Genomic DNA, 19,734 nt, shown 5'->3' on the forward strand with positions numbered 1-19,734 from the left:
GGGACTCGCGGGCCGTCGGCGAGATCAGGCCTGGGAGGTGGCCTCGGCCGTCTCGGCCGACTCCTCGTTCTCCTTCGCGGCGGCGATGATCAGCGCCGCGGCGACCGCGCCCACGGCCGCGACCGCGGCGACCGAGGCGGCGATGGCGACCTGGGCGGCGACGCTCGCCGCGCCCCACTCGCTGCCGGCGATCTCCTCGGCACGCTCCTCGGCGGCCTTCCGGTCCTCCTTGCCCACCACGTTGCCCACCAGGCCCGAGCCGTGCAGCAGCGAGATCAGCGTGGCGGTGCGCTCGTCGGGCTCGGCGCCCTCGACGAGAACCTTCTTGAGGTTCGCGCGCAGGGTGTCCTCGTGGCTCGAGTCGGCGGCGGGCCAGCGGGTCTGCGGGAGCATGCGGAAGAGCTTGGTCTCCTCCTTCTCCAGGATCCCGCGCTCGACCAGTCCGGCCAGGAGGTTGTCCTCGGCGTTCTCGGCGATGCGCTCCACCACCTTGTGCGCGCGGCGCTCCTCGCCCTTGGCCGCTTCGAGGGCGGCGTCGAGGGCGGCGTTACCGGTGGGGTCCGGGTTGGTGATGAGGATCTTGGCCTCGGCGGCCGCCTTGCGCTCCTCCTTCGTGGCACCGGCCTCCGGCCCGCCCTGGGTGAGGATCCTGTTGGCCGCGGCGAGATCGGCCAGCAGGGCACCGGCGAGACGGGCGTTCAGGTTGTCGACATTGGAGGTCTTGCCGGACTCGTCGTCGACGGCAAGCAGCAGCAGGTCTTCGGCAATCAGCATGGCCGCACCATATCTCGATTAAGCGGGATAACGCCGATTCGCACCACGGGCCGTCGGCGGGCCGGGGCCGCCGGACCCCGAGCGCCGGGGCCGGCGGACCGCCGGCCGCCGGCCCCCACGGCTCACCGGCCGAGGTACGCCGCGTCGCCGTTGTCCGTCTCGATCTCCACGGAGCGGTCGGCGTCCGGATCGGTCGGGCCCTCGACGGTCTCGGAGCCGTTGCCGGTGGACATCGAGAGCCGCACCGGCACGTCGTCCCCGGTCACGGTGACGTCGCCGTTGCTGGTCTCCACCGAGACGTCTCCGCCGAAGCCGTCGACGTCGATCCGCCCGTTGCTGGACTCGGCCGTGAGGTCGCCGTCCACGTCCACGACGCTGGTGCGGCCGTTGCTCGTCCCGGAGTCGAGCGTCCCCGCGATCCGCTCCGCCTCGACGTCGCCGTTCGAGGTACGCGCCGAGACGTCGCCCCCGGCGCCGAGCACCACGACGTCCCCGTTGCTGGACGTGAGGATCTGACGTCCCGGGTTGTCCGAGGACTCCACGTCACCGTTGCTCGTCCTCACCTCGAGCGTCCCCGCGATCCCGGCGGCGACCACATCACCGTTCGACGTCCGCACCAGCACCTCGGTCCCCGCGGGCAGCGTCACGTCGAGCTGGCCCGAGCACCGCGGGAAGCTCCAGAACTCCCGGCACTCGTGCGTGACGACCAGCCGGTCGCCCTCCTCGCGGGTGGAATAGCTCGGACGCGAGAGTCCGCTGCGGGCGATGGCCTCGACCTCCACGTCGCCGTCGGCGGCCCGCACGGCGACGTCGCCGTCGGCCACCAGCTCGACCGTCCCGGGCGCCGCGTAGGACTGGTGCGAGCTCTCCGTCCGGGACTGCGACACGTCCGCATAGAACAGAGCCCCGACCGCGGCCAGGAGCAGCGCGCCGATCCCGCCGACCAGCGCCACGACCCGCCCCGCCGAGCCCTTCGCGGGCTCCGGCGGCGGGTACGCACCGGGGGGTGGGTACCCACCGGGCACTCGTGCGGGAACGTCGGACGCCGGCCCCTCCGGCCGGTGCGGGTCGGGCTGGGAAGGCCGGTACTCTGCGCTGGTCATGGTGGTGAGCGTAGGCCTCCGCCACCGGCCGGTCACAGGGGGGAGACCCCTGAGTCGAGGGTGGGGACCTCCCTACCTCCCGCGGCGGCACGCACCATGGCCGCCCGCACACCCGGGACCGCAGGCTGGAACCATGACCACCATGACCCAGCCCGAGAGCGCGCCGCCCGTGCGCCCCGCGCCGCACCGCGCCCCGCGCGGCGCCGTCGTCACCGCGCCGTTCCGCACGCGGACCTGGAGCGAGTACGGATACCTGTGGCTCGCACTGTTCCTCGCCCCGTTCGGCCTGGCGTACACGGTGACCACCGTCGCGCTCACCGCCGGCCTCGCCGTCACCGTCGCGGGCCTCTGGGCCGGTGGCGGCCTGGTGGCCGGGGCGCGCGGCTGGGGAGCCCTGCACCGCGGGCTCATGCGGCAGGCCCTGGGCGCCGACATCGCCGAGCCGCCCCCGTTCCGCCTCGGGCGGGGGTTCTGGCGCGGCCTGGGATCCCTGATCGCCGACAGCACCGGCTGGCGCGCCCTGCTGTTCCTGATCGTGTCCTTCCCGGTCGCGGTGGCCGGGTTCGTCGTCAGCACGGTGTTCGTCTGTGCGGCGCTCGGGGCCCTCACGTACCCCGTCTGGTACCGCTGGCTCCCGCTCCAGCAGGCGGCCGACGGAACCTGGCACCGCGGCGCCGCGTTCGGCGACTGGTTCCTCGACACCCCGGAACGCCTCGCCCTGGCCGTCGCCGCCGGCGTCCTCCTGCTGTTCCTGTGGCCGTGGATGATGCGCCTGTTCACCGCCCTGATGCGGGTCCTGGCCCTCGCGCTCCTCGGCCCGACGCGCGGCGCGCTGCGCGTCGCGGAACTGCGCGCCTCCCGCGCCGGCGCCGTCGAGGACGCCGACGCCCGCCTGCGCCGCATCGAACGCGACCTGCACGACGGCACCCAGGCCCGCCTCGTCGCCGTCGCCATGCAGGTCGACGAGGCCCGCGACCACCTGGCCGACGGCGAGCCCGCCCTCGCCTCCGGCCTGCTCGACACCGCCCACGCGTCCGCGCTCGAGACCCTCGCCGAACTGCGGGAGATCGCGCGCGGCATCCACCCCGCCGCCCTCGACAGCGGGCTCGCGGTCGCGCTCCGGACCCTCGCCGCCCGGGCGCCGCTGCCGGTCACGGTCGACGTCGCACCCGGCGTCGAGCAGCCCCGCCTCGCCCCCGCCGTCGAGTCCATCGCCTACTACACGGTTGCCGAACTCGTGACCAACGCCGCCAAGCACGCCGCCGCGGACGTCGTCACCGTCCGCGTGGAGCGGCACAGCGGCACCCTGCGGCTCCAGGTGCGCGACGACGGGCGGGGCGGGGCCGTCGTCGTCGGCGACGGGGCCGGGGAACGCACCGGCCTGGCCGGCCTCACCGAACGGGTGCGCGCCGTGGACGGCGCGTTCGACCTGGCCAGCCCCGCCGGAGGCCCTACGGTGGTGACCGTGACACTCCCGACCAGCACACGACCGTGACGCCCGGCCCGGCCGCCGGGGCCGAGCCGTACCGGAGCGGCCTCCGCGTCGCCATTGCCGAGGACTCCGCGATCCTGCGCGACGGCCTCGCCGCGCTCCTGGCACGGCGCGGCCACGAGGTCGTCGCGGCGGTGGCCGACGGCGACGCGCTCGTCGCGGAGGTGGTGGCGCTCGCGGCGGCGGGCGCGCCACCGGACGTGGTCGTGGCGGACGTGCGGATGCCGCCGTCGCACACCGACGAGGGGCTGCGGGCGGTGCTGGCGCTGCGTGACCGGCTGCCGGGCCTGCCGGTGCTGCTGTTCTCGCAGTGGATCGAGACGACGTACGCGTCGAGGCTGCTGGAGGCGGACGCCCGCGGAGTGGGCTACCTGCTGAAGGACCGGGTGGCGGACGTGCGGGACTTCGTCTCGGCGCTGGGGCGGGTGGCGGCGGGGGAGACCGTGCTGGACCCCGAGGTGGTGACGCAGCTGCTCGGCGCGGCACGTAGCGGCGCGGACCCCGGCCTGGAGCGCCTCACGCCGCGCGAGCGGGAGGTGCTGGCGCTGATGGCGCAGGGGCGGTCGAACGGGGCGATAGCACAGGCGCTGGTGCTGTCGTACGGGGCGGTGGAGAAGAACGTCGCGGCGATCTTCACGAAGCTGGACCTGCCGCAGGACGCGGCGGCCCATCGCCGCGTCCTGGCGGTGCTGCGTCACCTGGGAGCTGACGGGGCGACCGCGTAGCGCAGGGGTGGAGGGACGTGCCGTCCCTCAGCGGTCGTAGAAGACGAGCTCCAGCCCGAACTCGGCCAGGATCTCCGGGAGGTTGCGGATCAGGTCCCGGTCCTTCTCCTTCTCGGGCTCGGGCAGGTCCTCCCACGACACGCCGATCATCGGGTGCAGGCGCTTCGCGTCGTCGCGGACCGGGCCGTGCCTCCAGCCGAGCTCGAGACGCACGGCCTCCCACAGGTCGTGCTCGGCCATCGCGAGGCGGTCCAGCATCGGGCCCGAGATCGCCACGTCGGTGCCGCCGTCGCGCGGCGCGATCGTGCCGCCGACGCGGGCGAGCCGGTCCGGGAGGCCGACGACCCAGCGGCGGTTGGACTCCCGCAGGTCGTCGGTCAGGTTCTCCCACCGGCGCATCGCGGGCGTGCTCGCCCACACCACACCGCGTTCGAGCTGGTTGCGCAGGTAGACGTGGTGCACGGCACGCGCCAGGCGTTCGTACACGTCGTCGTGCACGCGCGGTTCGGGGTGCCGGGTGTGCGCGAGCAGGTCGTGCACGACGACGGTCCGCAGGCGCCCGTCCAGATCGTCCAGCACGCGCGTCCCGTCGCCGTCGAACACTCCCGCGAGGCCCGACAGCCGGTCCAGCACCAGCACGAGCGACCCGGGCGCGCCGTGCCAGAGCGCCGTGTTCGTGAGCGTCGTGTGCAGCGCCGCGTCCTCGTCGTCGGGGCAGACGTACATCCGGTCGAGCACCGCCGAGTCCGGGAGGCTGGTCACGGCCTGCAGGTCGCAGGAGTCCGTGACGGCGCCCCACCGGCTGGACAGTTCCTCGGCGACGGCGGGGGCGTCGTCGGCCACGAGCAGGATCTTCAGCCGTCTGCGGACGCCGGAGACGAGCTCCCACTCGCCCGCCAGCGCGACGACGAGGGCACGGGCCAGGTCGCCCGAGCCGATGACCGCCACCGCCGACGCGGCCGCCAGGGACTCCGCCTCGCGTGCGGCGAGGCTCTGCGCGGCCAGCACGTCGAGCGTGAAGAAGTCGACGCCCGTGGTCGCGCTCGCGAGGTGGCGCGCCTGCAGGGCGACGGCCAGGTCCGGGTCGCTGACGTGCGCGTACAGGCGTTCCGGCCCGCGTCCGCGCCGGCGCACCGTGTTCGCGACGCCGGTCACGGTCAGGACGTTGACGCTGGGGTTGCTCGAGTCGTCGGAGCACGCGTACAGGACGGCCGCGCCCCGCAGGCCGGCGTCGTCCAGGTCGTCCTGCTCGGTCGCGCGCAGCACGGTGTGCCCCCCGGTCCGGAGCGCGTCGGCCACGGCGTCGGCCGCATCGGTCTGTCCGACGACGATCGCGTGGCCCTTGGTCCGTCGCTCCCGCATGCGCCGCAGACGTTCGGCGAACAGCGCGCGGACCGCCTCGACGATGGCCCAGACGGCCGCCGCCGGGGCGACGAACCGGGCCGTCTGGAGCTGCCACGACAGCGCGCCGCCGTCGCTCGCGGGGTCGGCGCCCAGCACGAAGAGCTGGAGGTCGTAGTAGAAGACGTCGAACCAGGTGCGGCCCGGGACGTCCGCCGTGTCGAGCGCGAGGCCCCAGCCCCCGAGTGCGAGGGAGGCGGCGACCAGGCCGACGAAGCCGATCCGTGTCCAGGGCAGGCGTGCGCGGGTCACGGGGGCACGGTACCCCAATGTCCCACTATGTCAGACGCGGTGGTCCGGCCCCCGGCCTTTCCCGGCCAGACCCGTGGTCCCCGTCACCGCCGGCGGCGGGCCGGGCGCAGGTGCGCCGCCAGGCGGTCGAGGTCGGCGAGCCGGCCCAGGTGACCGAGCTTGGCGGGGTTCACCAGGCCATGGGCCGCCACGATCCGCGCCGTGCCGTCGGTTCCCGTGGCCACCTCGAAGGAAAGGGTGCCGAGCACGCCGCCGCCCAGGGCGTCGTCGGCGACGATGAGCAGGCCCGGGGCGCCGTTGACGTCTCCCGGGACGTAACGCGCCAGGCCCGCCGCGCCGCGCCGGGTGAAGCCGGACAGGAGCTTGGCGACACGCTCGCGCCCGGCCATCGGCTTGCTGATGGCGAACCCGGGTGGGACGTTGCCGCCGCCGTCGCCGGTGAAGACGACGTCCTCGGCGAGGATGTCGACGAACGCCTCGACCTCGCCGTCCTCCACCGCGGCGAGGAAGTGCCGCACGAGCCGGCTCGCCTCCTCCCGGTTGCCGGGGGCGGGCGTGCGACCCGGCGTGCCGGCCCGCTTCGCCTCGATCCGGCGCCGCGCCCGCGAGGCGAGCTGCCGCGCCGCGACGGTGGTCGTCCCGATGATCTCGGCGGCCTCGCCGTGCGGGTAGCCGAGCACGTCGTGCAGCAGGAAGGCGGCCCGCTCGGTGGGCGTCAGCGTCTCGAGGACCACGAGGAAGGCCGTGGAGAGGTCGTCGGCGAGCTCGGCGTGCGCGGCGGCGTCGGGCGGGAGAGCGCCGTGCGCGACGGCGGGGGTCTCGCGCCCCGGCCACCGGGCGTCCGTGCCCGACACGAGCGGTTCCGGCAGCCACGGGCCGACGTACGTCTCGCGCCGGGCCCGCGCCGAGCGCAGGACGTTGATCGACAGACGGGTGGTGACCGTCGTGACGAACGCGTCGGGGTTGCGGACGCCGCCGGGCTCGTCCGCCTGCCGCGCGACCTTGAGCAGGGCCTCCTGCACCACGTCCTCCGCCTCGGTCACGCTCCCGAGCATGCGGTAGGCCACAGCGAACGACAGCGGCCGCAGCCGGTCGAGGACGTCGTCGTCGATCACCGTGCCGCCGGTCCCGGTCCCGGTCGTGTCGTGGGTCATGAGCTCATCCTCTCGCCGGTGGCCGGTGGCCGGTGGCCGGTGGCCGGTGGCCGGTGGCCGGTGTGCGGGGCCCGGATCGTGTCCATGCCCCGGCGACACGTCGGCGGTACCGGATGTGACCGGCGACCCGGTTCCGCCGTCGTGTCCGTGGTCACACCAGGACGACCTTGCCGATGGTGCGGCGCCGTTCGAGGTCGCGGTGGGCGCGGGCCGCGTCGGCGAAGGGGACCTGGCGCCCCCAGCGCGTTCACGCTCGCACGGGCGGCGTCCTCCCTGCCGGGCAGGGTGTAGTCGATGAGGTCAAGGGCGAAGCGGCGATCCGGTGAGCGGGGAACGCCGGCGCCGTGAGACCTCGAAGACTGCTGTCACCTGCGCTTATATTGCCTCCCTGCGCCTTGTCAATCACCGGCGTGGTCGCCCGCTTTCCGTTGAATCATTACGGTTCGGTGCCCACGGACGAAAAGCGTCGACGAGATGGGGTGAGCGGGCGTGCGGGTTGCGGTCGTAGGGGCGGGGTTCGCGGGACTGGCGGTACTGAAGATCCTGCGGGAGCTGGGACACGAGGTGGTGGTCTTCGAGAAGGCTCCGGACGTGGGTGGTGTGTGGAGCAGTACGCGCCGCTACTCGGGTCTGACGACGCAGAACAACAAGGACACCTACACGTTCTCGGACCATCCGATGCCGCGGGAGTACCCGGAGTGGCCGTCCGGCGCTCAGGTGCAGGCCTACCTCGAGTCGTACGTGCGGAAGTTCGGCCTCCGGTCGGGTCTGCGGCTCTCGACGGAGGTGGTCCGCGCGGAACTCACCGACGCGGAGGACGCCTGGCTCGTGACGGTCCGCCCGGCCGGCGGGCCGCTGCGGGCGCCGGAGCGGTTCGACCACCTGGTGGTCGCCAACGGGATCTTCTCCGACCCGGTGCTGCCGCAGTACGAGGGGTACTCCGAACTGGTGCGGCACGGGGGGCGGCTGCTGGCGCCGTCGCAGCTCAACGACATCTCGGACGGCGCGGGCAAGCACGTCCTGGTCATCGGCTACGGGAAGTCCGCGTGCGACATCGCGACGTCGCTGGGGCCGGTGGCCGCGAGCACGCGAGTGATCGCCCGCCAGCTCCTGTGGAAGATGCCGAAGAAGATCGGGAACCTGCTCAACTTCAAGTACCTGCTGCTGACGCGGCTCGGCGAGGGCCTGTTCCGCTACCTCACGCCCGTGGGTATCGAGAACTTCCTGCACGGCCGGGGCCACTTCGTCACCCGGGCGATGGTGGGCTCGATCGCCGCGATCACGACCCGGCAGCTCCGGCTGCGCAAGCTCGGCCTGCTGCCGCACGGCGAGTTCACCGACATCGCGCGGCACACGGTCTCCCTCGTCAGCGACCAGTTCTTCGAGCAGGTCGCCGACGGGAGGATCATCGTGCACCGCGACACGACGATCCAGCGGTTCGTCGTCCGCGACGGGCGCCCCTACGCGAAACTCTCCGACGGGCGGGCGGTCCCGGCGGACCTCGTCGTGTGCGGGACGGGGTGGCACCAGCGGGTCCCGTTCCTCGACGAGAAGATCCAGCGCCGGCTGCACGACGACGAGGGCAACTTCCACCTGTGGCGGCAGATCCTCCCGCACGACGTACCCCGCCTGACCTTCAACGGCTACAACTCCTCCTACTTCAGCCCGTTGAGTGCCGAGGCCGGTGCCCTGTGGATCGGTGCTCACCTGGCCGGAGAGGTTGAGCTCCCGCCGCTGGAGGAACGCCGGGAGCTGGTGGAGACCCGGCTGCGCTGGACCGAGAAGCGCACCCAGGGCCGTCACGCGCGCGGTACGTGCGTCATCCCGTTCTCGATGCACAACGTCGACGAGACCCTCGACGACATCGACCTCAACGTGTCGCGCGGCGTCAAGGTCAAGCAGTGGCTGCTCCCCATCGACCCCTCGGAGTACCGCGGCGCGGTGGACCGGCTGAAGGCGCGGCTGGCGGGCGTGTGACCCCGCGCCGCCCGGAGGACCCGGTGGTGTTCGGCGCCGCGTGACGGTGTCGCGGCGCCCGCCGTCAGCCGCGCCGGCGCAGCAGCAGGCCGCGCAGCAGGAGCGCCTGGCCCGCATGCTGGGCGTCGTCGTCGAACACGCTGATCAGGCGGACGCCGAGGGTTACCGGCGGGTCCCAGGAGGTGTCGACGACGCGGTCCAGATCGCTGTCCGTGAGCGCGGAGACGTAGTCGGTCGTCCGCTCGTGGACGGCGTCGTGGTAGCCGGTGAGCAGGTCCGGGGAGTCGACGCGGACCGCCGCGACGTCGGCGGTGCGGTGGCCGAACCCGGTGTCCCCGAGGGGGAGCGGGAGGCCGAACCGGTCCGCCCACCCGCCGTCGGCCCAGGCCTGTGCCCGGCCCGCGACGTCGGCCACGTGGTCGTCCTGGACCCGCGTGAGGTGCCAGACGAGCCAGGCCACGGAGTTCGCGTCGGCGTCGGCGCGCCACGCGAGCTCGTCCGCGGTCAGTCCCTCGACCGCGGCGTGCACCTCCTGGCGGATCCGGCCGAACGCGTCCACGAGCAGGTCCGCACCGTTCATGTCGATCTCCCTCTCCGAGGCTTCGGCGTCCTGCCACGATGTCACGAGGCGTGGCCCGCGGAAAGGACGCGCGCCCTCATCGTGCCGCCCGGCTCCGGCCCGGTGCGACGGCCGCCCGGGGAGCGGAAAGGGCCACCGGGCGGACGTGGCGGGCCCGCGAGCCCCACAGGACGCCCGCGATGACCAGCGCGGCACCCGTCACCTGCGGGACACCGAGCTCCTCGCCCAGCAGCAGGGCGGACGCGCTCAGCCCCACCACCGGTACGAGCATGGAGAACGGCGCCACCATGCCGGCGGGGTGCCGTGCCATGAGCCACGTCCAGATCCCCGACCCCACGAGCGTCCCGATCACCACCGTGTAGGCGAGCCCCACGAGGGCGGGGAGCAGCTCGGGCCCGGGCGCGAAGGACCGCGCGATCGCCGTCGGCCCCTCGACGACCAGCGACAGCAGCGCCATGGGGACGGGCGGCACCACGGACATCCACAGCGTGACGTGCAGGGGGTCGGGACGCGGCCCGGCCCCGTTCATCGCGCGGGCGTTGGACACGTTGCCGATCGCCCAGCCGAGACCACCGGCGAGCACGAGCAGGAACGGCGCGAACGCGGCGGCCTGTGCCTGCTGCCAGCCGACGACGGCGAGCCCCGCGGTCGCCACCCCCAGCCCGGCGAGCTGGCGGCCGGACACCCGCTCGCGGAACACGGTGGCCCCCAGCAGCACCGTGAACGGCGCCGACGACTGCAGCACGAGCGACGCCAGCCCGGTCGGGAAGCCGGCCGCCATGCCCCAGTACAGGAACAGGAACTGGAGCGTGCCGAAGCCGGCGCCGTAGCCGATCAGCCACTTCACCGGCACCTGGGGCCGGGGGACCAGCAGGAGCGTGGGGATCGCCACGACCGCGAAGCGGAGCGCGACGAGCAGGAACGGCGGGAACTGCTGGAGCGAGGCGTTGATGGCGATGAAGTTCAGTCCCCACATGAGGGCGACCGAGAAGGCCAGCAGGCGGTGCGAGAGCGGCATGGCCCGAGTCTGCGGCGAACTGCTCTGTAGGACAAGTGAAAGTTTCTACATGTCTTTGTAGGCTGCCTTCATGGAATCTCGTCGCGACGATCCCGGCCGGCCGCGCCGGATCGACCTGACCCGGGTCGACCCGCGCCACCTCGACCTCCTGCGGGAGCTCGCGGACCGGGGCTCGGTGACCGCCGTCGCGGCGGCGACGTTCCGCACCCCGTCGGCGGTGTCGCAGCAGCTGCGGACCGTGCAGCGCGAACTCGGCGGGGTGCGTCTGGTGGAGGCCGACGGCCGGGGAGTGCGGCTCACGGAGGCCGGCCGGCTCCTGGCCGACGGCGGCCGCGACCTGGCCCGGGCGGTCGCGCGGGTTCAGGCGAGATGGGACGCGTACGTGGGCGCGCCGTCGGGCGTCGTCACCCTGGCGACGCTGCCGAGTGCGGCCACGATCCTGCTGCCGGGCGTGCTGGAGCGGCTGGCCACGACCGACGTGCGGCTCGAGTGCACCGACGTGGACGTGGCCGAGACGACGTACGCGGAGCTCGTGACCGACCACGACCTGGTGATCGGGCACAGCTTCACCTCACCCGTGCCCGACGGCGCCCGGCATCTGACCACGATCCCGCTGCTGCGCGAGCCGCTGGACATCGCGATGCGCACGGGGCACCCGCTGGCGGCGCGGCGGGAGGTCACTCCCGCGGAGCTGGCGGGCTGCGAGTGGTACGGCGTGCCGCCGGGCTACCCGTTCGACAGCCTGCGCCTCGCGGTCGAGACGGCGGCGGGCCTGCCGCTCGCGATCGTGCAACGGCTGCGCGACAACCGGCTCATCGAAGCACTCGTGGCGGCGAGCGACCGGGTGGCGGTGCTGCCGCGGTACACGACGTCGGATCCGCGACTCACGCTCCGGCCGGTGGCGGGGATCGCCGCGGGCCGGCACATCGTGGCCATGGCGCGCCCGGACCGTGCCGAGCGTCTGGCGGTGCGCACGGTCCTGGACGCGTTCCGCGAGGTGGGCCGGTCGGTCCGCTGAGCACGCCGCTCAGCCGTGCTCCCAGGCGGCGATCGCCTTCTCGACGGCCCTGCGGTCGCGGTCGCCGATCCCGCCGACCAGCTCGAACGGTGACTCGTTCTTCTTCGGGGCGCGGCGCCAGGTGCCGACCAGGCTCCCGTCCAGCAGGACCGCCGGGCGGAAGACGCCGTTCGTGAACGGGACCACCGATCTCATCGCCTCCGGGGAGGCCACGAGGCCGCGGTCCTGGTACCCCAGCACGATCTCGTCGAATCCCGGCACGAGGGTCACCCCGGACGCCCCCGGCCCCTGCTCCGGGTCCCCGGGCAGTGCGGCACCGGTCAGGATCATCCGCGTGCCGTTCACCTCGACCTCCCGGAGCCCGCCCCTCCCGGGAGGAGAGGGCCGCGTCCGGCCGTCCCCGGACGGTGTCGCGGCCGCGGGGCCGGCGGGCCCGCCCTCGGCCAGGAGGTCCGCGACGGCTTGCCTCACGGGTGTCTTGGGGAGCCCGAGCCACCAGGCCAGGTCCTCGACGGTGGCGGGTCCCCGGGTGGCGAAATAGGCGAGGGCGATGCGGCGCAGCTCGTCGGCAGGCCGCACGTGCCCGCCCTCGCCGCGCGGGGCGACCATGAGCTGCTGCGTCCCCGCGAACGGCCCCCAGTGCAGCAGGCCGTCGAGCGCGAGCAGCGAGATGAGGTGATACCCCCGCTGCCCGTCGGTGGGGACACCTTCCTGCCGCCACAGGTCCATGAGGGTGGCGCGGGACACCGCGCCGTCGGCCAGCGCCTCGCGGGCCACCGCCGCGGCCTGCCGCACCACGTCGTCGTCGAGCCCTTCGTCCTCGCGGAGCTTGCGCGACGTGCGTTTCACCCGCTCGGCCGTCAGCGACAGGAGCGCCGCGAGATCCCGGGGCGTCGTGGCGAAGAGCGTGCCGCGCTGCGTCCAGCCGCGCACCAGCTCTCCGGCGTCGAACGCGGCGCGGACGTCGTCGAGCGTCGTGGTGGGACGGGAACGGATCGCGATCGCCCGCAGCACCGCCGGGAGATCCTGGCCCTGCAACGCGACCATCCGCCGCACCACCTCGACCGGCGTCAGGTCACCGCGCGGCGCCAGCCCCTGCGCGCGCAGACGCAGCCGCCGTGCGGCGTCGGGGGAGAGGACCGTGGATGAGGACATGCCCCGAAGGCTATGCCGAGACACTGACACCGGCACTCACACCGGCGACCGCCACGGACACCGGCGCGTGGTGGGTGCGACGGCAACGGGGGGTCGGGCCGCCGCACCCACCTGTCACCACGCACGGCAGCCCCGAACCGTTGGGGCCGGGGAGCGGCGGATCCCGGGCGGTGTCAGTGGCTGCGACTAGCGTGTCGGGGTGACCATGAACAACTCCTCCCGCGGCATGGGGCAGGGCAGGACCATGCGCGGCTTCATGCAGGACCCGACGGTCGCGCGGCACCGGCTCGGACGCGGCACCGTCCGCCGCATCCTCGGCTTCGCCCGCCCCTACCGCGGGCAGCTCGTGATCTTCGCGGCCCTCCTCGTGCTCGACGCCGCCGCCGGCACCGCCGTCCCGCTGCTGTTCCGCTACCTCATCGACGACGGCATCGCGGCCGGCGACTCCCGCCTCGTCGTCGCCCTCGCCGGGGGCGCCGCCGCGCTCGCGCTCCTGGGCGCCGGGCTCGCCGTCGCCGAGCGCTGGGTCTCCGCCCGCGTCGGCGAAGGCCTCATCGTCGACCTGCGCACCGCCGTGTTCGACCACGTGCAGCGCATGCCCCTCGCGTTCTTCGCCCGCACCCGCACCGGCGCCCTCGTGCAGCGCCTCAACGGCGACGTGCTCGGCGCCCAGCAAGCCTTCACCTCCACCCTGCAGACCGTCGTGTCCAACGCCCTGACCGTCGTGTTCACCCTCGCCGCCATGTTCGCCATGTCCTGGCAGCTCACCCTGGTCGCACTGCTCGTCACGCCGCTGTTCGTGCTGCCCGCCCGCTGGTTCGGGCGCCGCCTCGCCGACTACACCCACCGCACCTACGAGCTCAGCGCCGACGTCGGCCAGCTCATGAACGAGCGCTTCAACGTCGCCGGGGCCCATCTCGCCAAGGTCTTCGGCGACCCGGCACGCGAGTCCGCCGAGTACGCCCGCCCCGTCGAGGCGCTCCGCGCCATCGGCGTGCGACGCGCGCTCCTGAGCACCTGGTTCCGCGTCGGCCTCACCACGATGGCCTCCCTCGCGATCGCCGTCGTCTACGGGCTCGGCGGCCTCCAGGCCATCGCCGGAACGCTCACCGTCGGCGTCGTCGTCGCCATGGCCGCCTACCTGAACCGGCTCTACGGACCCCTCACCGCCATGGCGAACGTGCAGATCGACATCATGACCGCACTCGTCAGCTTCGAGCGCGTCCTGGAGGTCCTCGACCTCGAACCCACCGTCGCCGACGCCGACGACGCCACCGACCTCCGCGACGCCGTCGCCCGGCACGGCGCGAGCATCCACCTCGACGCCGTCACCTTCCGGTACCCGAAGGCCGGCGACGTCGGGCTGGCCTCCCTCGAAGCCGTCGCGGTCCCGACCCAGGAGCCGACCTCCGACACCCTGCGCGACCTCACCTTCACCGTCCCGGCCGGCGCCATGGTCGCCCTCGTGGGCCGCTCCGGCGCCGGCAAGACCACCACCGGCCACCTGGTCACGCGCATGTACGACCCGACATCCGGCAGCGTCGCGATCGCCGGCCAGGACCTGCGCGGCGTCACCCTCGCCTCCCTGCGCGCCACGGTCGGCGTCGTCTCCCAGGAGGCGCACCTCTTCCACGACACCGTCGCCGCCAACCTCCGCTACGCCCGCCCCGACGCCACCGACGCCGAACTGGAACAGGCCATGCGCCGCGCCCGCATCTGGGAGCTCGTGGCCCGCCTGCCGCAGGGCACCGACACCGTCGTCGGCGACCGCGGCTACCGCCTCTCCGGCGGCGAACGCCAGCGCCTCGCCATCGCGCGGCTCCTGCTCAAGGCGCCCGACGTCGTCATCCTCGACGAGGCCACCGCCCACCTCGACTCCGAGTCCGAGGCCGCCGTCCAGGCCGCGCTCGACGAGGCGCTCGCGGGCCGCACCTCGCTCGTCATCGCCCACCGCCTCTCCACCGTCCGCGGCGCCGACCTCGTGGTCGTGCTCGACGACGGCCGCGTCGCCGAGCAGGGCACGCACGCCGACCTCCTGGCAGCGGGCGGCCTGTACGCGGAGCTGTACCGGACACAGTTCGCCGCCGCGGAGGGAGGTACGGCCTGACGCCCCGCCGCGCCGGCCGCGCTCCGGTCAACATCGCGCCCACCACCACGGGAGCCGCCAAGGCGATCGGGCTGGTGCTGCCGCAGCTCGACGGCAAGCTGTCCGGCGACTCGATCCGCAGGCGCGCGGCTGATCCAGGACCCCCGCTGTACCTTGGGAGTCGTGAGTACTTTGTCCCTTGACGCCCTTGTCGACCTGGAACACCAGGGGTGGGATGCGCTCTGCGCCTCACGAGGCGGCACGTTCTACGGCGCCCTGATGACCGAGGACGCCGTGATGGTCCTGCCGAACGGCGTCGTCATGGACCGGGACGCCATCGCCGCCGGCCTGGACGGCGCGCCGGCGTGGACGTCGTACGAGCTGACCGACGCGCGGCTCGTCCAGGCCGGCGACGCCGCGGCCGCGCTGGTGTACCGGGCGAGCGCCGAACGTGACGATCTGGACGAGCCGTTCGTCGCCCTGATGTCGAGCCTGTACCGGCTCGTCTACGGCGTACCCCGGCTCGCGCTCTACCAGCAGACGACGATCACCCACTGAGCTGCCGCCACGGACGGCCGGTCACGGGTACGGTGACGGCCATGGAACAAGGCGTGCTCGAGGACATCCTGGCAGCGGAGCGGCGAGCGCTCGCCGACGACCTGCGGTCGTTACCGGAGGGGGACTGGAGCCGGGAGTCGCTGTGCGCCGGATGGTCCGTCGAGGACGTGGTGGCCCACCTGGGGGCCGCGATGACGATCGGGACGGTCGGCTGGATGCGCAGCATGGTGGGCGCGGGGCTGCGTCCCGAGGTGCACAACCGCCGGCAGCTGGAGCGGTTCCGGGGAGCCACGCCGCAGGACACCCTGCGCCGGTTCGCGGCTCTCGGGACCGTGGACGGCGAACCGGTGCGCCTGCCGACCAGGAATCCCGCTCCCTGGCTGGGTGAGGTGATCGTGCACGGCGAGGACGTGCGGCGCCCCCTGGGCATCGCGCACACCTACCCGGACGCGGGTCTGATCCGGGTGGCGGCGTTCTTCGCCGGTCGTGACTTCGCCGTGAACAGCCGGTCCCAGGTCAAGGGGCTGCGCCTGCGGGCCACCGACGCCGAGTTCGCCGCGCACGAGGACCCTGCCCTCCCCCTGGTGGAAGGGCCGCTGCTGGCGCTGGTCATGGTGATGGCCGGCCGGCCCGCCTACCTCGGCGGCCTCACCGGTGCCGGTGTTCCGGAACTGCGGCGGCGCCTGGGAACGGACATGGTCCAGTCACCTCAGGAGTGAGTCCGGGGGCGGCGGCCCGGAGCGGTCATCAGCGCTCGCGTGCCGTGGCCGCGAGCGAGCCGAGCAGGCTGAGCGCCTCGCTGCTCGGCGAGCCGGGCTCGGCGTGGTAGACGACGAGCGCCTGGCCCGGGCTGGAGCGGACGTCGAAGGTCTGCATCGTCAGGGTCAGCGGGCCGACCGCGTGATGGTCGAAACGCTTGGTCTCCAGCGTCTTGCCGCGAGCGTCATGGCTGGTCCACAGGCGCGCGAACGCGGGACTCCGGTCGAGGAGGCCGGTGAGCACCTCCCGGATGCGCGGGTCGTCGGGCGCCTCGCCTTGGCCGAGCCGGAACCCGGCCACGGAGTTGCGGGCGACGTCGTGCCAGTCCGCGTAGAACGTGTGCGCCGCGGGGTCGGTGAACACGACCTCCATCAGGTTGCGCGAGTGCGCCCAGTCGTGGAACAGCGCGTCGGCGATCACGTTGGAGGCGAGCACGTCGTACGCGCGGTTGTAGACGACGGCGGGATTGCCGGGCCAGGCGTCCATGAGCTGCAGGAGGCTCGGGTCGACGCGGTCGCGCACCGCGGACGTCCGGGCGCGCGGGCTCAGGCCGGCCAGCCGGAACACATGCCGCCGGCCGTCCTCGTCCAGGCGCAACGCGCCGGACAACGCGTCGACCACCTGCGCCGACGGCCCCTGCTCGCGGCCCTGCTCGAGCCGCACGTAGTAGTCGACGCTCACCCCGGCGAGCAGTGCGACCTCCTCACGCCGCAGGCCCGGGACCCGGCGGCGGCCCGAGGACGGAAGGTTCACCTCGTCGGGCCGGATCCGCGCGCGGCAGGCACGGAGGTACTCGCCGAGTTCGGAGGAAGCCATACCGGCATCGTAGGCCGCACCGCCGGGGACATCCTGGGTGCGTCACTCCCACGAGAGCGGCAGCCTGTCGCGCCGTCGCGGTACCGCCCATCGTGGCGGACATGAACACGACTGAACCCAGGACAGTGCTCGTGACCGGCGCGAGCAGCGGGATCGGCGAGGCCGTCGCGACGCGGCTGGCCGCGGCGGGGCATCACGTCGTCGCGGGCGCCCGGCGTCTCGACCGGTTGCGCGAACTCGCGGAACGCACGAACGGGAACCTGCACCCGATCCGCCTCGACGTCACCGACCGCGAGGACGTCGCGGCCTTCGTCGAGGCGGCCCACGACCTGACGGGGCGGGTCGACGTGCTGGTGAGCAACGCCGGCGTGATGCCGCTCTCGCGGCTGGACTCCCTGCTGGTCGACGAGTGGGACCGGATGGTGGACGTCAACGTCCGCGGCCTGCTGCACGGGATCGCCGCGGCGCTGCCGCGGTTCACCGCCCAGCGGGCAGGCCACTTCGTGACGATCGCGAGCATCGGCGCTCACGAGGTGGTACCGACCAGCGCGGTCTACTCCGGCACCAAGTACGCCCAGTGGGCGATCACCGAAGGGCTGCGGCAGGAGTGCGACCCCTCCGTCCGGGTCACCACGATCTCGCCGGGTGTGGTCACCACCGAGCTCGCCGACTCCATCACCGAGCCCGGCGCGGCCGAGGCGATGCACGCCTACCGCGCCCACGCCATCGCTCCGGACGCGATCGCCCGGGCGGTGGCCTACGCCGTCGACCAGCCCGCCGACGTCGACGTCAACGAGATCGTGATCCGCCCGACCCGGCAGCGCTGACGGCTCGGGCCGCCGGCACCGCCCGGCGCAGCACGTCACGTGCAGTCCGCGCACCGCGTCAGCGCGTCCACGACGACGCGGGTCGCCTCCGCGATCAGGGCCGGGTCGGACTCGGCGTCCGGGTCGTTCGTGTGGGTGTACACCGCGAGGATGATCGGATCGCCGCCGGGCGGGACGAGCACGGCGAGGTCGTTGCGCATCCCGCCGGCCGACCCCGTCTTGTCGCCGACGTCCCAGCCCTCCGGCACGCCCGCCCGGATCAGGTCGTCGCCGGTTTTGTTGTCGCGCAGCGCCCGCACGAGAAACCCGCGCATCGGCTCCGAGAGCTCGTCACCCAGCACGTCCTCCTGGAACTGCGCGGCGATCGCCCGTGGCGTCGTGGTGTCCCTGGTCTCCCCGGGAGACCACTCGTTGAGCTCGGGCTCCGGGCGGTCGACGGAGGTGACGTCGTCGCCGTCGCCACGCAGGCGAGCCTCCAGCGCGTGCGGGCCGCCGAGACGGTCCAGCACGAGGTTGGCGGCGGTGTTGTCGCTCGCGGTGATCGCCGCGCGGAGCACGTCGCCCAGGGGCATGCCCTCCCCGGCGTGCTCCTCGGTCTCGGGCGACCACTCGACGAGGTCCCCGGGGCCGTAGAGGATCGTCGTCCCGAGGTCCGCGCGGGTGCTGTCCTCGAGGACCTCGGCGGCCGCGATGGTCTTGATGGTCGACAGGAAGGGGAATCGCTCGTCGGCGCGGTAGGCGACGTGGCGGCCCGTGCCCGTGTCCCGCGCGTACACCCCGAGCCGGGCCTGGTAGGCCTCTTCGAGGCCGGTGAACGCGGGGTCGCGGTTCTCCTCGGTCCCCCCGGTCTCCTCCGTCTCCTCGGCCGGGGACGGTTCGCGCGGGGCGGCCGTGGCCGCCGGCCCCGTGGGTGCGGCTGCCGGATCGGCGGGTCCGCCGTCGGCCGTGCATCCGGTCAGGAGTGCCGCTGCCAGGACCGCGCAGGCCGCGGGGACTCCACGCGTGGTGCGGGCGGTGCGGCTCGCCGGAGGCTGGTACGGGTGGGGCACGGGCACTGCGGGATCCTCTCGTCGGTGAACCCTCGCAGCCTCGCCGATCCGGGCCGTGCGTGCCAGGGCGGCACGCCAGGACGCGGTGTCCTCCGGCGGTTGCGCCCGGCGGTGCGGGCGGATGAGATGAGGTATGCGCACGGACGAGAACCCGAGCATCGCGGTCACCGGCTCCACCGGACACGTCGGTGGCGCCGTCGCCGGGCACCTGCGTCACGCCGGCGTCCCGCTGCGCCTGGTCGTGCGCGACGCCGGCCGTGCCCCGGCCTGGGTCGGTGACGTCGTGGAGGCGTCCTACGGGCAGCGGGACGCCGCGGCGGCGGCCCTGCGCGGGATCGACGTGCTGTTCATGGTGTCGGCCTCGGAGAGCGCGGACCGGCTCGAGCAGCACCGTACGTTCATCGACGCCGCCGCGGACGCGGGCGTGCGGCACGTCGTCTACACCTCGTTCCTCGGTGCCGCGCCGGACGCCACGTTCACCCTGGCCCGGACCCACTGGGCCACCGAGGAGCACCTGCGGGCCTCGCCGATGAGCTGGACGTTCCTGCGCAACTCGCTCTACCTCGACGTCTTCCCGCTGTTCGCCGGCCAGGAGGGCGTGATCCGCGGGCCCGGCGGCGACGGCAGGGTGGGCGCGGTGGCGCGTGCCGACGTGGCCCGCGCCGCGGCCGCCGTCCTGAACGACCCCGGGGCGCACGAGGGGCACACCTACGACCTGACCGGTCCCGAGGCGCTCACGCTCGCCGAGATCGCCCGCGTCATCGCGCAGGCGACCGGCCGCGCGACGACGTACCAGAACGAGACCCTCGACGAGGCGTACGCCTCCCGGCGGCCGTACGGCGCGCCGGACTGGCAGGTCGAGGCGTGGGTGTCGACGTACACGGCGATCGCGGCGGGACGGCTCGACGTGGTGACCGACGCCGTCGAGCGGCTCACCGGCAGGCCGCCGATGAGCCTGGCCGACGTGCTCGCCTCCGCCTGATGATCCGG

General features: G+C 73.8%; 18 protein-coding genes and 2 pseudogenes. 10 read left to right on the forward strand and 10 right to left on the reverse strand.

Translation table 11 applies throughout. The features are described 5' to 3' along the window. Positions 1 to 24 precede the first annotated feature (24 nt). Both EDD34_RS09970 and EDD34_RS09975 read right to left on the reverse strand, forming a co-directional pair. Positions 25 to 774: a GOLPH3/VPS74 family protein gene (locus tag EDD34_RS09970; protein WP_123814424.1), complete on the reverse strand. Its 750-nt coding sequence runs from the start codon at positions 772 to 774 to the stop codon at positions 25 to 27. A gap of 122 nt (positions 775 to 896) precedes the next feature. Beyond that, positions 897 to 1,877 carry a DUF4097 family beta strand repeat-containing protein gene (locus EDD34_RS09975; RefSeq protein WP_123814425.1) on the reverse strand — a complete coding sequence of 327 codons (981 nt, stop codon included), beginning with the start codon at positions 1,875 to 1,877 and terminating at the stop codon, positions 897 to 899. A 133-nt stretch (positions 1,878 to 2,010) separates the two neighbouring features. On the opposite strand from EDD34_RS09975, the gene EDD34_RS09980 reads away from it, so the two are divergent. After that, the gene (locus tag EDD34_RS09980; RefSeq protein WP_246012291.1) at positions 2,011 to 3,372 is read left to right on the forward strand and encodes a sensor histidine kinase; all 1,362 of its coding nucleotides are present in this window, start codon (positions 2,011 to 2,013) and stop codon (positions 3,370 to 3,372) included. Beyond that, the gene (locus EDD34_RS09985; RefSeq protein ID WP_123814426.1) at positions 3,369 to 4,094 is read left to right on the forward strand and encodes a response regulator; all 726 of its coding nucleotides are present in this window, start codon (positions 3,369 to 3,371) and stop codon (positions 4,092 to 4,094) included. The genes EDD34_RS09980 and EDD34_RS09985 overlap by 4 nt, the downstream gene beginning before the upstream one ends. A 27-nt stretch (positions 4,095 to 4,121) precedes the next feature. Here the strand turns inward: EDD34_RS09985 and EDD34_RS09990 are convergent, their stop codons facing one another. The 3 genes and pseudogenes from EDD34_RS09990 to EDD34_RS21595 form a co-directional block, all read right to left on the reverse strand. Then, positions 4,122 to 5,747: a RyR domain-containing protein gene (locus EDD34_RS09990; RefSeq protein ID WP_123814427.1), complete on the reverse strand. Its 1,626-nt coding sequence runs from the start codon at positions 5,745 to 5,747 to the stop codon at positions 4,122 to 4,124. Between the two features lie 83 nt (positions 5,748 to 5,830). After that, positions 5,831 to 6,901 (reverse strand): sigma-70 family RNA polymerase sigma factor, encoded by a 1,071-nt coding sequence (locus EDD34_RS09995; RefSeq protein WP_123814428.1) that lies wholly within the window; start codon positions 6,899 to 6,901, stop codon positions 5,831 to 5,833. Between the two features lie 151 nt (positions 6,902 to 7,052). Then, positions 7,053 to 7,127 (reverse strand): annotated as a pseudogene (locus EDD34_RS21595) (zinc-binding dehydrogenase); the annotation flags it as partial. A gap of 263 nt (positions 7,128 to 7,390) precedes the next feature. Here EDD34_RS21595 and EDD34_RS10005 point away from each other — a divergent pair. Next, positions 7,391 to 8,878, forward strand: a complete 1,488-nt coding sequence (locus EDD34_RS10005; protein ID WP_123814429.1) for a flavin-containing monooxygenase — start codon at positions 7,391 to 7,393, stop codon at positions 8,876 to 8,878. A gap of 64 nt (positions 8,879 to 8,942) precedes the next feature. Here EDD34_RS10005 and EDD34_RS10010 read toward each other — a convergent pair whose 3' ends face one another. Both EDD34_RS10010 and EDD34_RS10015 read right to left on the reverse strand, forming a co-directional pair. Then, on the reverse strand, positions 8,943 to 9,458 hold the full coding sequence (locus EDD34_RS10010; RefSeq protein WP_123814430.1) for a mycothiol transferase: 516 nt from the start codon (positions 9,456 to 9,458) through the stop codon (positions 8,943 to 8,945). Between the two features lie 76 nt (positions 9,459 to 9,534). After that, positions 9,535 to 10,476: an EamA family transporter gene (locus tag EDD34_RS10015; protein WP_123814431.1), complete on the reverse strand. Its 942-nt coding sequence runs from the start codon at positions 10,474 to 10,476 to the stop codon at positions 9,535 to 9,537. Between the two features lie 70 nt (positions 10,477 to 10,546). Between EDD34_RS10015 and EDD34_RS10020 the strand changes: the two genes are divergently transcribed. Continuing rightward, on the forward strand, positions 10,547 to 11,494 hold the full coding sequence (locus tag EDD34_RS10020; RefSeq protein ID WP_123814432.1) for a LysR family transcriptional regulator: 948 nt from the start codon (positions 10,547 to 10,549) through the stop codon (positions 11,492 to 11,494). A 9-nt stretch (positions 11,495 to 11,503) separates the two neighbouring features. On the opposite strand, the gene EDD34_RS10025 is transcribed toward EDD34_RS10020, so the two are convergent. Next, positions 11,504 to 12,649 (reverse strand): winged helix DNA-binding domain-containing protein, encoded by a 1,146-nt coding sequence (locus EDD34_RS10025; RefSeq protein WP_123814433.1) that lies wholly within the window; start codon positions 12,647 to 12,649, stop codon positions 11,504 to 11,506. Positions 12,650 to 12,854: 205 nt separating this feature from the next. Between EDD34_RS10025 and EDD34_RS10030 the strand changes: the two genes are divergently transcribed. The 4 genes and pseudogenes from EDD34_RS10030 to EDD34_RS10045 all read left to right on the forward strand — a co-directional run bounded on the left by EDD34_RS10030 (position 12,855) and on the right by EDD34_RS10045 (position 16,012). Then, positions 12,855 to 14,756, forward strand: coding sequence for an ABC transporter ATP-binding protein (locus EDD34_RS10030; RefSeq protein WP_246012658.1), 1,902 nt, complete (start codon positions 12,855 to 12,857; stop codon positions 14,754 to 14,756). Positions 14,757 to 14,758: 2 nt separating this feature from the next. Continuing rightward, positions 14,759 to 14,875 (forward strand): annotated as a pseudogene (locus tag EDD34_RS20895) (type I glyceraldehyde-3-phosphate dehydrogenase); the annotation flags it as partial. Between the two features lie 43 nt (positions 14,876 to 14,918). Further along, entirely contained in the window at positions 14,919 to 15,293 is a 375-nt protein-coding gene (locus EDD34_RS10040) for a nuclear transport factor 2 family protein (RefSeq protein WP_211341549.1), read from the forward strand. Between the two features lie 41 nt (positions 15,294 to 15,334). Then, entirely contained in the window at positions 15,335 to 16,012 is a 678-nt protein-coding gene (locus EDD34_RS10045; protein WP_123814434.1) for a maleylpyruvate isomerase family mycothiol-dependent enzyme, read from the forward strand. Positions 16,013 to 16,040: 28 nt separating this feature from the next. Here EDD34_RS10045 and EDD34_RS10050 read toward each other — a convergent pair whose 3' ends face one another. Continuing rightward, positions 16,041 to 16,868: a helix-turn-helix transcriptional regulator gene (locus EDD34_RS10050; protein ID WP_123814435.1), complete on the reverse strand. Its 828-nt coding sequence runs from the start codon at positions 16,866 to 16,868 to the stop codon at positions 16,041 to 16,043. 101 nt (positions 16,869 to 16,969) lie between these two features. On the opposite strand from EDD34_RS10050, the gene EDD34_RS10055 reads away from it, so the two are divergent. Then, positions 16,970 to 17,695, forward strand: coding sequence for an SDR family oxidoreductase (locus tag EDD34_RS10055; RefSeq protein ID WP_123814436.1), 726 nt, complete (start codon positions 16,970 to 16,972; stop codon positions 17,693 to 17,695). A gap of 35 nt (positions 17,696 to 17,730) precedes the next feature. On the opposite strand, the gene bla is transcribed toward EDD34_RS10055, so the two are convergent. Further along, positions 17,731 to 18,750, reverse strand: a complete 1,020-nt coding sequence (bla, locus tag EDD34_RS10060; RefSeq protein WP_211341550.1) for a class A beta-lactamase — start codon at positions 18,748 to 18,750, stop codon at positions 17,731 to 17,733. A 127-nt stretch (positions 18,751 to 18,877) separates the two neighbouring features. Here bla and EDD34_RS10065 point away from each other — a divergent pair, with 127 nt between their 5' ends. Further along, positions 18,878 to 19,726 (forward strand): SDR family oxidoreductase, encoded by an 849-nt coding sequence (locus EDD34_RS10065; protein WP_123814437.1) that lies wholly within the window; start codon positions 18,878 to 18,880, stop codon positions 19,724 to 19,726. Positions 19,727 to 19,734: the final 8 nt, after the last annotated feature.

This window comes from Myceligenerans xiligouense (genome assembly GCF_003814695.1).
Taxonomy (GTDB): Bacteria; Actinomycetota; Actinomycetes; order Actinomycetales; family Cellulomonadaceae; genus Myceligenerans; species Myceligenerans xiligouense.